The organism is Orbaceae bacterium lpD02, assembly GCA_036251875.1.
In the GTDB taxonomy this organism is placed as follows: domain Bacteria; phylum Pseudomonadota; class Gammaproteobacteria; order Enterobacterales; family Orbaceae; genus Orbus; species Orbus sturtevantii.
In genome coordinates this window covers 1,409,673-1,426,613 of record CP133960.1, presented here as the reverse complement: position 1 = coordinate 1,426,613, position 16,941 = coordinate 1,409,673, and the positions used below count along the sequence as shown (strand labels likewise).

The window sequence follows — 16,941 nt, the reverse complement described above, 5'->3', positions numbered from 1 at the left end:
AGAACTCGCTTTTTAGCGAGTTCTTTGATCTAATAGTGTGGTGTTTAACTATCAAAGGTATGTCCTGATGCTTAGAATACCGGCCCCCGCAACACCCGAAAAAATAGAGCACATCTCTCTTGATGAGCTTGTTCCTCAAAACCCCGTCTAAGTAGTGCTTACTATGCCTATTTTGTACTAGCTCACACCATTTTAGGTAAATAAAAATAATTTATTTAACGATTGACATTTACATCTTCTTTAAAGTGAATTTAGGTTATCTTAATAGATATAAAAATAGGATTCTATATTATACCGTGTGAATAAATGTTATTTCATCTAATAGGTGTGTAAAAATGCGTGTGATAAGTAGAATTTTATTGACGGTACAAATCGTACTGCCTTTATTTACCAGTGCTCAGTCGGTTGCGTCTGCCATTAATTTGGATGCAGAGGCGCTGAAAAATCGCGAAGCACTATCGAAAGTAAAAAGTAGCTTACCAGAACTAACGAGCAAGTTAGCGTCTGATGGCAACAAAAATGTGTCAGGTGAGGAGCTGCTCGCCTCTGGGCTATCGCGGACGGCACAAATTGTATCAAGTGATAATAGCAATGATGCTGCCAGAGGCTGGTTAGAGAGTTCAGCTTATGGTTATTTAAGCGGTCAAATGCAAAGCTGGCTCAATCAGTATGGTAATAGCCGTATCCAAATTGGCAAAAATACCTTTAGTGCTGAGCTATTAATTCCATTGTTTGAAAATAGTAATCACCTTATTTTCTCGCAATCGAGATTTAATCAAGCAGATGAACATCGAAAAATGGCAAACCTAGGACTCGGTTATCGCCACTTTTCTGACGATTGGATGTGGGGCGTTAACAGCTTTTACGATCGTGATTTAAAAAATGATAATGCCAGACTCGGAGCTGGATTAGAGCTCGGTGCCGATTATCTTCGCTTTTCAACCAATGGTTATTTCCGTTTAACGGATTGGCGTGAGTCAAAATTAAATGGTTTTGCCGGCTATGATGAAAGACCTGCTAATGGTTTTGATATCCGCGCAGAAGGATTTTTGCCAAGCTATCCAAATATTGGTGCCAATTTACAATACGAAAAATACTTTGGTGACAATGTTAACCTGAAGGGATCTAGCTCGCTCAGTAACTTAAAAGATGACCCCGAAGCCTACCGCATTGGCTTATCATACACGCCCGTTCCGTTATTTTCATTTAAAGTAAACCATGCTATGGGCGACGTCAGTGAAACGACAGGTTCATTTGAGTTAAATTACCGTTTTGGCGTACCATTAGATCAGCAATTAGATAGTGATTTTGTTTCGGAAATGAGAACCCTTAAAGGCTCTCGCTATAACTTCGTTGATAGAAATAATTCAATTGTCATGCAGTACCAAAAGCAGACGCTTTTAAGAATTGCCTTACCTAAAACGTTAGCGATACTGGCAACCCAGTCTGCAACCTTAATGCCGACGATCACACAAAATAAATATAAAATCGATCACATTGAATGGTCAGCACCATCATTAATTGCCAAGGGAGGCACGCTAACAGCGAGTCCTTTGTATCCGTATATTGCAACCATTACAATGCCATTTTATGACAGCCTTTCAACATTAGATGGTAATAATTATGATGTTACAGCGGTTGCCGTTGATATCAACGGTAACCGTTCTAATATGGCCACAACGAATGTTATTGTCTCGCCTGCGCCAATAAATGAAACAATTACCAAGCTAACGATCTTACCTGAATCCGAGATTCTCGCTAATGGTGAAACGGAAGGTGTTGTTAGTGTAGTATTAAAAGATGAGATCACTGATAAACCATTGGCAAATATGGCGGTTGATTTTGCGATCGTGAATGATAATCGTGCATATCTTGACGGTTTTAAATTGGATGGTAATGAAGGGACAACTTTAACGCGGATGACTGATAGTGAAGGGCATATTACCTTCCCAATTACCAGTACGACTCCTGGTGATTATGAGCTAAGTGTCTCGGTTGATGGGCGTGAACTAGGCCGCTCTAACATTTCATTTATGACAACTGCGAAAATTAGTGATGAAGAAATAGAAATAATTGGTGAGCCAATCGTTAATAGTGACGAAGGCGTGACCGTTAAGGTTAAGATTGTTGATGAAGATGGCCAGCCAGTCGTCGGTGAGAAAGTTACCTTTACCGAAGCAGATGGTACAGTGAGCGTTGCAGAGACTGATTTTGAAGGCTTCGCGCATATTATCATTCTCAGTCCAAGACCAGGAAATAACGATTTGCTGGTAAGAGTGGGTAATTCAGAGAAAAAGGTACCTATCCATTTTAGTGTCGATAGGAATTCTGCACAATTTAATAGTCAGGTATTGACGATTTTGACAGAAGGTAAAAACAAGCTTGCCAATGGTCTCGACACTCATGAACTCCAAGTAATGGTGATCGATCGCTATGAAAATCCAGTGCCTAATTATGCTGTTACTTTTAGCGCGGATGGTTTAACGATCCCTGATGCGGTTGAAACTGATGAAGAAGGTATTGCAAAAGTAACCTTAACAGCTAAAACGGCAGGTGTTTATACGGTAAATGCCAAGGTAACCAATGCGTTAAATGACACATATGATGCAAATGGACAGATCTCTTTTGTAAGTGACAATAGCACCGCGCATATTGATGAAGGTAGCATAACGGTGGTGCCAGATTCAGCGATTGCTAACAGTGATGAAGAAGTCAAAGTCATTGTTAAAGTGGTTGATAAAAACGGTAACGTTGTGGCGGGTGAAGATGTGTCATTTACCGATGAAAACGGTAAAGTGACCACAGTTACCACCGATAAAGACGGTAATGCAACCTTAGTTGTAACCGGTGATAAACCAGGTAACAGCACCGTCACAGTTGAAGTGGGTGACTCAAAAGTTAACGTAGATGTTAATTTCAAAGCCGATACTGAGACAGCGGCAGTTGGTAGCGATGCGCTTACGGTGTTAACGCAAGGTGAAACTAAACGTGCTAATGGTAGCGACGTTCATAAAGTCCAAGTGTTAGTGAAAGATGGTCATGGAAATGTGGTAGCGGGTCAAAAAGTGACCTTTAGCGCAGACAATGGTGCGACTATCGCCCAAGACGCGACGACCGATGAAGAAGGCCTTGCAGTTGTGGATGTGAAGAGCACGACAGCGGGTGACAGCACTATCATTGCTAAGGTAACTAATAGCAAAGGCGGCGTAAGCAGCACTGAAGGTAAGGTAACGTTTGCCGCAGACAATAGCACCGCGCATATTGATGAAGGTAGCATAACAGTGGTGCCAGATTCAGCGATTGCTAACAGTGATGAAGAAGTCAAAGTCATTGTTAAAGTGGTTGATAAAAACGGTAACGTTGTGGCGGGTGAAGATGTGTCATTTACCGATGAAAACGGTAAAGTGACCACAGTTACCACCGATAAAGACGGTAATGCAACCTTAGTTGTAACCGGTGATAAACCAGGTAACAGCACCGTCACCGTTGAAGTGGGTGACTCAAAAGTTAACGTAGATGTTAATTTCAAAGCCGATACTGAGACAGCGGCAGTTGGTAGCGATGCGCTTACGGTGTTAACGCAAGGTGAAACTAAACGTGCTAATGGTAGCGACGTTCATAAAGTCCAAGTGTTAGTGAAAGATGGTCATGGAAATGTGGTAGCGGGTCAAAAAGTGACCTTTAGCGCAGACAATGGTGCGACTATCGCCCAAGACGCGACCACCGATGAAGAAGGCCTTGCAGTTGTGGATGTGAAGAGCACAACAGCGGGTGACAGCACTATCATTGCTAAGGTCACCAATAGCAAAGGCGGCGTAAGCAGCACTGAAGGTAAGGTAACGTTTGCCGCAGACAATAGCACCGCGCATATTGATGAAGGTAGCATAACGGTGGTGCCAGATTCAGCGATTGCTAACAGTGATGAAGAAGTCAAAGTCATTGTTAAAGTGGTTGATAAAAACGGTAACGTTGTGGCGGGTGAAGATGTGTCATTTACCGATGAAAACGGTAAAGTGACCACAGTTACCACCGATAAAGACGGTAATGCAACCTTAGTTGTAACCGGTGATAAACCAGGTAACAGCACCGTCACCGTTGAAGTGGGTGACTCAAAAGTTAACGTAGATGTTAATTTCAAAGCCGATACTGAGACAGCGGCAGTTGGTAGCGATGCGCTTACGGTGTTAACGCAAGGTGAAACTAAACGTGCTAATGGTAGCGACGTTCATAAAGTCCAAGTGTTAGTGAAAGATGGTCATGGAAATGTGGTAGCGGGTCAAAAAGTGACCTTTAGCGCAGACAATGGTGCGACTATCGCCCAAGACGCGACCACCGATGAAGAAGGCCTTGCAGTTGTGGATGTGAAGAGCACAACAGCGGGTGACAGCACTATCATTGCTAAGGTCACCAATAGCAAAGGCGGCGTAAGCAGCACTGAAGGTAAGGTAACGTTTGCCGCAGACAATAGCACCGCGCATATTGATGAAGGTAGCATAACAGTGGTGCCAGATTCAGCGATTGCTAACAGTGATGAAGAAGTCAAAGTCATTGTTAAAGTGGTTGATAAAAACGGTAACGTTGTGGCGGGTGAAGATGTGTCATTTACCGATGAAAACGGTAAAGTGACCACAGTTACCACCGATAAAGACGGTAATGCAACCTTAGTTGTAACCGGTGATAAACCAGGTAACAGCACCGTCACCGTTGAAGTGGGTGACTCAAAAGTTAACGTAGATGTTAATTTCAAAGCCGATACTGAGACAGCGGCAGTTGGTAGCGATGCGCTTACGGTGTTAACGCAAGGTGAAACTAAACGTGCTAATGGTAGCGACGTTCATAAAGTCCAAGTGTTAGTGAAAGATGGTCATGGAAATGTGGTAGCGGGTCAAAAAGTGACCTTTAGCGCAGACAATGGTGCGACTATCGCCCAAGACGCGACCACCGATGAAGAAGGCCTTGCAGTTGTGGATGTGAAGAGCACAACAGCGGGTGACAGCACTATCATTGCTAAGGTCACCAATAGCAAAGGCGGCGTAAGCAGCACTGAAGGTAAGGTAACGTTTGCCGCAGACAATAGCACCGCGCATATTGATGAAGGTAGCATAACGGTGGTGCCAGATTCAGCGATTGCTAACAGTGATGAAGAAGTCAAAGTCATTGTTAAAGTGGTTGATAAAAACGGTAACGTTGTGGCGGGTGAAGATGTGTCATTTACCGATGAAAACGGTAAAGTGACCACAGTTACCACCGATAAAGACGGTAATGCAACCTTAGTTGTAACCGGTGATAAACCAGGTAACAGCACCGTCACCGTTGAAGTGGGTGACTCAAAAGTTAACGTAGATGTTAATTTCAAAGCCGATACTGAGACAGCGGCAGTTGGTAGCGATGCGCTTACGGTGTTAACGCAAGGTGAAACTAAACGTGCTAATGGTAGCGACGTTCATAAAGTCCAAGTGTTAGTGAAAGATGGTCATGGAAATGTGGTAGCGGGTCAAAAAGTGACCTTTAGCGCAGACAATGGTGCGACTATCGCCCAAGACGCGACGACCGATGAAGAAGGCCTTGCAGTTGTGGATGTGAAGAGCACGACAGCGGGTGACAGCACTATCATTGCTAAGGTAACCAATAGCAAAGGCGGCGTAAGCAGCACAGAAGGTAAGGTGAGCTTTGTTGGTGATAGTGAAACAGCGGAAGTGACTGCAAAGAACATTGAAATCACTAATAATAGCGCACCAGCCGATGGTAAGACCAAGCTAACTGTTAAAGTTACCGTTACCGATAAAAATGGTAATGGTGTAGCAGGTCAAGACGTGTTATTTACGGCAACCGATGGCTTAACTATTCCAGGTACAGTTAAAACTGATGGTAATGGTGTTGCGACGGTCGATTTAACCAGCAAAGTAGCGGGTACATATACGGTTACTGCAGCGATTAATAGCGGTAAAGACGGCGGAACGTCGGCAAGTAAGGATGTTATCTTTATTGCAGACAATAGCACCGCGCATATTGATGAAGGCAGCATAACGGTGGTGCCAGATTCAGCGATTGCTAACAGTGATGAAGAAGTCAAAGTCATTGTTAAAGTGGTTGATAAAAACGGTAACGTTGTGGCGGGTGAAGATGTGTCATTTACCGATGAAAACGGTAAAGTGACCACAGTTACCACCGATAAAGACGGTAATGCAACCTTAGTTGTAACCGGTGATAAACCAGGTAACAGCACCGTCACCGTTGAAGTGGGTGACTCAAAAGTTAACGTAGATGTTAATTTCAAAGCCGATACTGAGACAGCGGCAGTTGGTAGCGATGCGCTTACGGTGTTAACGCAAGGTGAAACTAAACGTGCGAATGGTAGTGACGTTCATAAAGTCCAAGTGTTAGTGAAAGATGGCCATGGAAATGTGGTAGCGGGTCAAAAAGTGACCTTTAGCGCAGACAATGGTGCGACTATCGCCCAAGACGCGACGACCGATGAAGAAGGCCTTGCAGTTGTGGATGTGAAGAGCACGACAGCGGGTGACAGCACTATCATTGCTAAGGTAACTAATAGCAAAGGCGGCGTAAGCAGCACTGAAGGTAAGGTAACGTTTGCCGCAGACAATAGCACCGCGCATATTGATGAAGGTAGCATAACAGTGGTGCCAGATTCAGCGATTGCTAACAGTGATGAAGAAGTCAAAGTCATTGTTAAAGTGGTTGATAAAAACGGTAACGTTGTGGCGGGTGAAGATGTGTCATTTACCGATGAAAACGGTAAAGTGACCACAGTTACCACCGATAAAGACGGTAATGCAACCTTAGTTGTAACCGGTGATAAACCAGGTAACAGCACCGTCACCGTTGAAGTGGGTGACTCAAAAGTTAACGTAGATGTTAATTTCAAAGCCGATACTGAGACAGCGGCAGTTGGTAGCGATGCGCTTACGGTGTTAACGCAAGGTGAAACTAAACGTGCTAATGGTAGCGACGTTCATAAAGTCCAAGTGTTAGTGAAAGATGGTCATGGAAATGTGGTAGCGGGTCAAAAAGTGACCTTTAGCGCAGACAATGGTGCGACTATCGCCCAAGACGCGACCACCGATGAAGAAGGCCTTGCAGTTGTGGATGTGAAGAGCACAACAGCGGGTGACAGCACTATCATTGCTAAGGTCACCAATAGCAAAGGCGGCGTAAGCAGCACTGAAGGTAAGGTAACGTTTGCCGCAGACAATAGCACCGCGCATATTGATGAAGGTAGCATAACGGTGGTGCCAGATTCAGCGATTGCTAACAGTGATGAAGAAGTCAAAGTCATTGTTAAAGTGGTTGATAAAAACGGTAACGTTGTGGCGGGTGAAGATGTGTCATTTACCGATGAAAACGGTAAAGTGACCACAGTTACCACCGATAAAGACGGTAATGCAACCTTAGTTGTAACCGGTGATAAACCAGGTAACAGCACCGTCACCGTTGAAGTGGGTGACTCAAAAGTTAACGTAGATGTTAATTTCAAAGCCGATACTGAGACAGCGGCAGTTGGTAGCGATGCGCTTACGGTGTTAACGCAAGGTGAAACTAAACGTGCGAATGGTAGTGACGTTCATAAAGTCCAAGTGTTAGTGAAAGATGGTCATGGAAATGTGGTAGCGGGTCAAAAAGTGACCTTTAGCGCAGACAATGGTGCGACTATCGCCCAAGACGCGACCACCGATGAAGAAGGCCTTGCAGTTGTGGATGTGAAGAGCACGACAGCGGGTGACAGCACTATCATTGCTAAGGTAACTAATAGCAAAGGCGGCGTAAGCAGCACTGAAGGTAAGGTAACGTTTGCCGCAGACAATAGCACCGCGCATATTGATGAAGGTAGCATAACAGTGGTGCCAGATTCAGCGATTGCTAACAGTGATGAAGAAGTCAAAGTCATTGTTAAAGTGGTTGATAAAAACGGTAACGTTGTGGCGGGTGAAGATGTGTCATTTACCGATGAAAACGGTAAAGTGACCACAGTTACCACCGATAAAGACGGTAATGCAACCTTAGTTGTAACCGGTGATAAACCAGGTAACAGCACCGTCACCGTTGAAGTGGGTGACTCAAAAGTTAACGTAGATGTTAATTTCAAAGCCGATACTGAGACAGCGGCAGTTGGTAGCGATGCGCTTACGGTGTTAACGCAAGGTGAAACTAAACGTGCGAATGGTAGTGACGTTCATAAAGTCCAAGTGTTAGTGAAAGATGGCCATGGAAATGTGGTAGCGGGTCAAAAAGTGACCTTTAGCGCAGACAATGGTGCGACTATCGCCCAAGACGCGACGACCGATGAAGAAGGCCTTGCAGTTGTGGATGTGAAGAGCACGACAGCGGGTGACAGCACTATCATTGCTAAGGTAACTAATAGCAAAGGCGGCGTAAGCAGCACTGAAGGTAAGGTAACGTTTGCCGCAGACAATAGCACCGCGCATATTGATGAAGGTAGCATAACAGTGGTGCCAGATTCAGCGATTGCTAACAGTGATGAAGAAGTCAAAGTCATTGTTAAAGTGGTTGATAAAAACGGTAACGTTGTGGCGGGTGAAGATGTGTCATTTACCGATGAAAACGGTAAAGTGACCACAGTTACCACCGATAAAGACGGTAATGCAACCTTAGTTGTAACCGGTGATAAACCAGGTAACAGCACCGTCACCGTTGAAGTGGGTGACTCAAAAGTTAACGTAGATGTTAATTTCAAAGCCGATACTGAGACAGCGGCAGTTGGTAGCGATGCGCTTACGGTGTTAACGCAAGGTGAAACTAAACGTGCTAATGGTAGCGACGTTCATAAAGTCCAAGTGTTAGTGAAAGATGGTCATGGAAATGTGGTAGCGGGTCAAAAAGTGACCTTTAGCGCAGACAATGGTGCGACTATCGCCCAAGACGCGACCACCGATGAAGAAGGCCTTGCAGTTGTGGATGTGAAGAGCACAACAGCGGGTGACAGCACTATCATTGCTAAGGTCACCAATAGCAAAGGCGGCGTAAGCAGCACTGAAGGTAAGGTAACGTTTGCCGCAGACAATAGCACCGCGCATATTGATGAAGGTAGCATAACGGTGGTGCCAGATTCAGCGATTGCTAACAGTGATGAAGAAGTCAAAGTCATTGTTAAAGTGGTTGATAAAAACGGTAACGTTGTGGCGGGTGAAGATGTGTCATTTACCGATGAAAACGGTAAAGTGACCACAGTTACCACCGATAAAGACGGTAATGCAACCTTAGTTGTAACCGGTGATAAACCAGGTAACAGCACCGTCACCGTTGAAGTGGGTGACTCAAAAGTTAACGTAGATGTTAATTTCAAAGCCGATACTGAGACAGCGGCAGTTGGTAGCGATGCGCTTACGGTGTTAACGCAAGGTGAAACTAAACGTGCTAATGGTAGCGACGTTCATAAAGTCCAAGTGTTAGTGAAAGATGGTCATGGAAATGTGGTAGCGGGTCAAAAAGTGACCTTTAGCGCAGACAATGGTGCGACTATCGCCCAAGACGCGACGACCGATGAAGAAGGCCTTGCAGTTGTGGATGTGAAGAGCACGACAGCGGGTGACAGCACTATCATTGCTAAGGTAACCAATAGCAAAGGCGGCGTAAGCAGCACAGAAGGTAAGGTGAGCTTTGTTGGTGATAGTGAAACAGCGGAAGTGACTGCAAAGAACATTGAAATCACTAATAATAGCGCACCAGCCGATGGTAAGACCAAGCTAACTGTTAAAGTTACCGTTACCGATAAAAATGGTAATGGTGTAGCAGGTCAAGACGTGTTATTTACGGCAACCGATGGCTTAACTATTCCAGGTACAGTTAAAACTGATGGTAATGGTGTTGCGACGGTCGATTTAACCAGCAAAGTAGCGGGTACATATACGGTTACTGCAGCGATTAATAGCGGTAAAGACGGCGGAACGTCGGCAAGTAAGGATGTTATCTTTATTGCAGACAATAGCACCGCGCATATTGATGAAGGCAGCATAACGGTGGTGCCAGATTCAGCGATTGCTAACAGTGATGAAGAAGTCAAAGTCATTGTTAAAGTGGTTGATAAAAACGGTAACGTTGTGGCGGGTGAAGATGTGTCATTTACCGATGAAAACGGTAAAGTGACCACAGTTACCACCGATAAAGACGGTAATGCAACCTTAGTTGTAACCGGTGATAAACCAGGTAACAGCACTATCACCGTTGAAGTGGGCGACTCAACAGTTAACGTAGATGTTAATTTCAAAGCCGATACTGAGACAGCGGCAGTTGGTAGCGATGCGCTTACGGTGTTAACGCAAGGTGAAACTAAACGTGCTAATGGCAGCGACGTTCATAAAGTCCAAGTGTTAGTGAAAGATGGCCATGGAAATGTGGTCGCGGGTCAAAAAGTGACCTTTAGCGCAGACAATGGTGCGACTATCGCCCAAGACGCGACCACCGATGAAGAAGGCCTTGCAGTTGTGGATGTGAAGAGCACAACAGCGGGTGACAGCACTATCATTGCTAAGGTAACCAATAGCAAAGGCGGCGTAAGCAGCACTAAAGGTAAGGTGAGCTTTGTTGGTGATAGTGAAACAGCGGAAGTGACTGCAAAGAACATTGAAATCACTAATAATAGCGCACCAGCCGATGGTAAGACCAAGCTAACTGTTAAAGTTACCGTTACCGATAAAAATGGTAATGGTGTAGCAGGTCAAGACGTGTTATTTACCGCAACCGATGGCTTAACTATTCCGGGTACAGTTAAAACGGATGCCAATGGTGTTGCGACGGTCGATTTAACCAGCAAAGTAGCGGGTACGTATACAGTTACGGCGGCGATTAAGAGTGGTAAAAACGGCGGAACGTCGGCAAGTAAGGATGTTATCTTTATTGCGGACAACAATACCGCAACACTGACCAAAGGCGCGATTACTGTATTAACTGCAGATGAGGAAAAGATTGCCGATGGTAGTGATATCCATAAAGTTCAAGTGACCGTTAAAGACGGACTTGGTAATAGTGTCAAAGGGCAAAAAGTGACCTTTACAGCAAGTAATGATGCGGTTATTACTAAAGAAGCAACCACGGATGAAAATGGTATTGCGATTGTAGAGGTGACCAGCAAAACGGGAGGCGATAGTGAAATTGTTGCCTCGGTGACTAATGCAAAAAATGTTGTAAGTAGTGCAAAAGTAAGTGTGACCTTTATAAGTAATGTTCCAGCAGTTGACACAGATAATTCTAGTGTAACATTAAGTGCAGATCGGATAGTGAATAACGGCGCTGCATCTGGTACTACAGGAGGCGGCTCTACTGTCACTGTTACACTTAAGGATGCAAGTGGTAAAGCAATTGGCGGCATAGCTAACAGCATTATGCTAACGTCAAATAAAGCTGGTTTGAATATGCCAATAGATAAAAATGATACTGCTAATCGATTAGTGTTTAAGGAAACGGGCACTAATACGGGTATTTATACTGCTGCTATTAAGACTGCTGCAGTTGATAATAAATCGGCGCTTGGTGCTCATAAGCTTACGCTTTCATTTAATAATGGTATAACTTATACCAAGCAGTTAACATTGACGGTGTATACTTATCAATTGGCAACGGACATTGCTAATAAAGAAATGGGTGTAACGATGAAGTACGCTTATTCCGCTAATGTTACTGCATCAGATACAGGAGCAGTATTGACAGGTTCATTGTTTGATTCAATAAAATATAAGTGGTCATCAAGTAACACGGCTGTTGCAACTGTTGCTCAGGATGGATATGCTACAGCGGTAGCTTTAGGATCTGTTACGATCACGGTAGCGTCAAATTCTGGTAAAATTAATGGGATAACGCCTGTGAGTGGCACAACAAAATTGAGTGTTAGTAAATTGGATTCTACTCCTATTGTTGGCGATGTTTATTTTGATGAAACGACCTATTATATTCAGCCTCCAAAATATACATTACCAACTAGAACCGGTAGTATCGTCGATGCGATAGGGGATGTTGGTGGTACAAAAGGCGATCCCGTAACTATTGAAGACACTCATTTAGTAAAATCGATTTCTGTTTTGCAATGTTCTTTTACGGTAGGTAAGATGACGACTAAAGAAACATTTAAAGTTATTGGCCAGATAGTGTTCGTATATAATGATAATAGGGAAGATGTTAAAGTAGGTAAAGGGGAGTGTGATGCTGGTTCTAAGAAACCAGTACAAACATTTGATATACCAAATGGCAGCCAACTTGTAGGGATTAGTGGTTGGAAAACTAAAAAGACTAAAACAACTTCAGGTGATTATGTTTCGGCAGTTAAATTTTATTATGCTAAAAAATAAGGTTGAGTATTAAAAGGGCCATATGTGCCCTGCAGATTGTTGACAAAGAACTCGCTTTTTAGCGAGTTCTTTGATCTAATAGCGCGGTGTTTTATTATCAAAGTGGAATGTCCACACCTTTTCATACAAAAAAATTAAGGGGTACTTGTTTGCTAAATTTAACGGGAGGCAAATAGCCTAACGAAGAATGTAACCGCTTATTGTTATACCAATAAGCATATGCAGCAAATGCTTGTCGTAGCATAGTTGTTGTCATAAATTCTTCATCTTTTACAAACTCCGTTTTAATCGTCTTAAATGTGGCTTCCGCAACAGCATTATCGTAAGGACAGCCTTTTTTACTTAATGAACGTTGAATATTAAACGTCTTAAAACAATCATCGAGTAGCTAATTGTCAAATTCTTTCCCTCGGTCTGAATGGAATAAATTTAGGCTTGATAATGGCTGTTTAATTTGACTTAATGCTGACATCACTAAGTCTGCTGTTTTATGCTTACCAACGCTGTAGCCACTAATTTGTCTATTAGATAAATTCAATAAAACACATAAATAATTCCAGCGTTGATTAACCCGAATATAGGTCAAGTCAGCAACAATCACCTGTCTTTTATCTCCCGCATCAAATTCACGTTGTAAATGATTGGCTGTCGTGTCCTCATTCACCTCTTCATGGTGAGTTTTATACCGTTTAACGGTATACTTTGATGTCAGTAATAACCATTTCATTACTCTAGCAATGTAACGACGAGAAACATGAATACCGTCTTCCTGCAAGGCAAGGCGAATTCGCCGAGTCCCATAGGCGCGGTAACTACGTTTAAAAATAGTTAAAATTTTATCGGCATAATAGACCACCGATTTCTGTTTATTGGCTTTGCACTGATAATAAGCATAATGCCTTGATATTCCTAATTGTTGACATAATGTAACAACACGATAACGATGCCGATTGGCTTTTAGAATATCGATTTTCGTCCCATTATCAGTGCGGCTTGCTTTAGGATATCGTTTTCCATTCGAAGCTGCTTAAGCTCTTTACGTAAAGCGATTAATTCTTTTTCTTCTTGGCTACGGTTATCTTTTGTTTTGAATGAACCACTTTGAGTGGCTTGGGTGATCCAGCGATCTAATGCTGATGGCGTCAAATCATATGCCGCAACTAATTCACTACGAGACTTACCATGCTGATATAAATTAACCATCTGCTGTTTAAAATCAGCATTAAATGTTCGTCTTTCTCGCTTAACTTTATTCATATTTATTTCCTTTTTGGTGGCAAGTTTACCTTACCCCCCTAAAAAAGTTGTATGAATTAGTGTAGCCTATCCAAAGGTATGATTCGATGCTTAGAAAACCGACACCAGCCACACCCGAAAAAATAGAGTAGATCTCTCTTGATGAACTTGTTCCTCAACACCATCTTATTCGTAAAATTGCTAAGATTATTGATTTCGAATTTATTCGGGATGCAGTAGAGGCTCTTTATTGCTAGCTGAACAGGCATACCCAGTCATCGGTTATCGTCATTTTTTATTTTTTAAATAAAAAATTTAATTGTCAAGGTTTTGATAAGTATTTAAAAGTATTAGATAGAGTTTTAAAAGATGGGAAATTTATAACAACGCGCAATGATAATAATTATTTTAGGCATCTATTACCTATGAAAATTAAGACTGCTACTGACGATTTATTTTTGTTAATTTAAAATATCATAGAGGTGGCATTTGTCCATTTTTTTGGCGAGGGTCAGGTGTAATCTTTAATAAGTATAAAATCCCAAAGAGAAATCACTCATAAATTGCGAGTTTTTGAATATGTTGAAAAAATAATTATGAAAACCAGGATGAACAAGGAATAATTAATAGTAAACCTTGTCCTGAAAAGCTCAAATTACGTATAGCAAAACTAATTGAAGGAAATATTTTATATTTACGTCAAAAATATTATTTTTGACAACTACGTATTAGTTGATATTTAATGCGTTATTATGCAATTAAAATATCAGTAGTTGGCGTTTATCAAGTATTAAACCGTAGTTACATCAATTGGCTTCCTCAAAATCAACGTTGACGCGCTATTCCTGAGGTAAGAAGCTATGAAAATAAGCATGAAGCCATCATGTTCAAGTTGATGTAAAGTTATTATCCTTTATCGATAATAAAGGAAAAAAATTAAACATTATCAATATACTGCAATTGAGGATACGACAAGAATTAGAGTATTAAAAATTTATGAAAAACATAACCAAACTAATGGTATCGATTTTATAGCAGCAAAATCAGCATAAATTAATCATCACTCCCATAACCACCAGCTGCAATTTCTTGTTTATCTAAGTAAGCTTTATCATTTAGCATTATTAAGCGATCGCTACAGAACCATTTAATCACCAAAGGATAAATTTGATGCTCTTGTGTTAACACGCGATCAATGACATCTTGCTCCTTATCATCACTAAAAATGGGGACTTTAGCTTGCAAAATAATAGGGCCGCCATCAAGCTCTTTGGTTACAAAATGGACGGTTGTACCATGTTCTTTATCTCCAGACACTATCGCTCTGTGGTGGGTATTAAGTCCTGGATATTTCGGCAATAAAGAGGGGTGAATATTTAATATTTTCCCGGCATAGCGATTAATAAAATCAGCCGTTAAAATGCGCATATAACCAGCCAGAACAATTAAGTCTGGCTGATAATAAGCAATTTTTTTCGCAACCGCTTCATCAAATTGTTCTCGAGATGGATAATCCAAATGGCTAATGACATGGCTGGGGATATGGGCTAATTTTGCCCGTTCAAGGGCAAAGGCATCAGCTTTATTACTTATTACTGCAACAATGTGTCCGGCAATTTGTTGCCGCTCGCAAGCATCGATAATTGCCTGTAAGTTTGAACCGCTACCTGAAACAAGTATAACTATTTTTTTCATAATATTTCACGGTACCTTAATTACACTTTAATTAAAATGATCAACCTGTGCCGCCTTATAAATAAGCTATTTTATGATAACGTGATCCGCCAAATGAGAGGATTTAATCTCACCAATTAGCCACGCTGTTTCGCCTTGTTCGTGTAATAATTCAATGGCACGGTGAACTTGATTTTTCGGCACTACAACAATTAAACCAACGCCGCAGTTAAATGTACGGTACATTTCATGCTTGTCGACATTACCAGCTTGCTTTAGCCAGTGGAATACGGCTGGCCATTGCCAACTATTTTCATTAATAATCGCTTGCATATTGTTAGGTAAGATGCGTGGAATATTTTCCCAAAAGCCGCCGCCCGTAATATGGGCAATAGCATGGATATTTACCTGTTCAATTAAATTAAGGATAGATTTAACATAAATTTTGGTTGGTGCAAGTAAGTGGTTGGCAAGTGGTTTACCCTCTAGCTGTTCATCAGCTGGCTGTTTACCGCTTACTTGAATAATTTTGCGTATTAAGGAATAACCATTTGAGTGTGGACCACTGGATGCTAACGCAATAATCGCATCCCCATCTTGCACTTTACTACCATCAATAATTTTGGCTCTTTCGACCACACCAACACAAAATCCAGCGATATCGTAGTCATTGGCGTGATACATACCTGGCATTTCAGCGGTTTCACCACCGACGAGTGCACAGCCAGCTTGTTTACACCCTTCGGCAATACCTGTAACAACGGTTGCCGCGATATCTACATCAAGTTTACCTGTCGCATAGTAGTCAAGAAAAAATAGCGGTTCAGCACCTTGAACAATTAAATCGTTAACACACATAGCGACTAAATCGATACCAATTGAATCATGGCAGTTTAAATCGATAGCTAAGCGAAGCTTTGTTCCAACACCATCAGTACCTGAAACTAAGATCGGCTCTTTATATTTTTGCGGGATAGCACATAAGGCGCCAAAGCCACCTAATCCACCCATTACCTCTTTACGACGAGTCTCTTTTACGACATGTTTAATTCGGTTGACTAATTCATTGCCGGCATCAATATCAACCCCAGCATCTTTATAGCTTAAAGACGTTTTGTCTGACATAATAAAACCCCTTATGGTTCATTATGTAGGTGAAATGTGTCGTTATTTTAGCAGTCTTAAGTGACCATGGCGATAAGTGTTTTTAATTCAGGCAAGATATTTTTATGATACGTAATTGCAATTCCAGGTAATTAATATATAATTTGCCTCCATCACAGAGACTGCTGAGTTAGAGATCGGCGTTTCTTTTTTAAACTAAAATATTTTAGGAGTTATTATGTCTCTAAGTACAGAAGCTAAGGCAAAATTAGTCGCAGAATTTGGACGTGGCACGAATGATACTGGTTCGACAGAAGTTCAAGTTGCACTTTTAACGGCTAACATTAATGAACTACAAAGCCATTTTGCTGAACATAAAAAAGATCACCATAGCCGTCGTGGTTTATTACGTATGGTTTCTAGCCGTCGTAAATTACTTGATTATCTAAAACGTACTGATGTTGAGCGTTATAGTCAATTAATTCAAAAATTAGGCTTACGTCGCTAATCTTAATAAACTTTATAAACAAGAGGGATGATAATCTAATTATCGTCCCTTTTTTTGTGGCGATTTTGCCTGGCAGCTAAAATTGTATTTATTTTGGCCATT

Annotated in this window: 4 protein-coding genes and 1 pseudogene; 2 read left to right on the top strand and 3 right to left on the bottom strand. The window is 41.9% G+C overall.

Features of this window, described 5'->3' with window-relative positions:
• The first annotated feature begins 335 nt into the window (after window positions 1-335).
• The gene (locus tag RHO12_06270) at window positions 336-12,317 is read left to right on the top strand and encodes an Ig-like domain-containing protein (protein ID WVD67375.1); all 11,982 of its coding nucleotides are present in this window, start codon (window positions 336-338) and stop codon (window positions 12,315-12,317) included.
• A gap of 121 nt (window positions 12,318-12,438) precedes the next feature.
• On the opposite strand, the pseudogene RHO12_06265 reads toward RHO12_06270, so the two are convergent.
• The 3 genes and pseudogenes from RHO12_06265 to purM all read right to left on the bottom strand — a co-directional run bounded on the left by RHO12_06265 (window position 12,439) and on the right by purM (window position 16,352).
• Window positions 12,439-13,574: pseudogene (locus RHO12_06265) on the bottom strand (IS3 family transposase).
• A 1,032-nt stretch (window positions 13,575-14,606) separates the two neighbouring features.
• Window positions 14,607-15,248, bottom strand: coding sequence for a phosphoribosylglycinamide formyltransferase (gene purN / locus RHO12_06260; GenBank protein WVD67374.1), 642 nt, complete (start codon window positions 15,246-15,248; stop codon window positions 14,607-14,609).
• A gap of 66 nt (window positions 15,249-15,314) precedes the next feature.
• A complete protein-coding gene (gene purM / locus RHO12_06255) occupies window positions 15,315-16,352 on the bottom strand; it encodes a phosphoribosylformylglycinamidine cyclo-ligase (protein WVD67373.1) in 1,038 nt (345 codons plus the stop codon).
• Between the two features lie 217 nt (window positions 16,353-16,569).
• Between purM and rpsO the strand changes: the two genes are divergently transcribed.
• A complete protein-coding gene (gene rpsO / locus RHO12_06250; GenBank protein WVD67372.1) occupies window positions 16,570-16,839 on the top strand; it encodes a 30S ribosomal protein S15 in 270 nt (89 codons plus the stop codon).
• The last annotated feature ends 102 nt before the right edge of the window (window positions 16,840-16,941 follow it).

Coding starts and splice junctions, on each gene's coding strand:
- RHO12_06270 (WVD67375.1), top strand. CDS start 336: ATGCGTGTGATAAGTAGAATTTTATTGACGGTACAAATCGTACTGCCT.
- purN (WVD67374.1), bottom strand. CDS start 15,248: ATGAAAAAAATAGTTATACTTGTTTCAGGTAGCGGTTCAAACTTACAG.
- purM (WVD67373.1), bottom strand. CDS start 16,352: ATGTCAGACAAAACGTCTTTAAGCTATAAAGATGCTGGGGTTGATATT.
- rpsO (WVD67372.1), top strand. CDS start 16,570: ATGTCTCTAAGTACAGAAGCTAAGGCAAAATTAGTCGCAGAATTTGGA.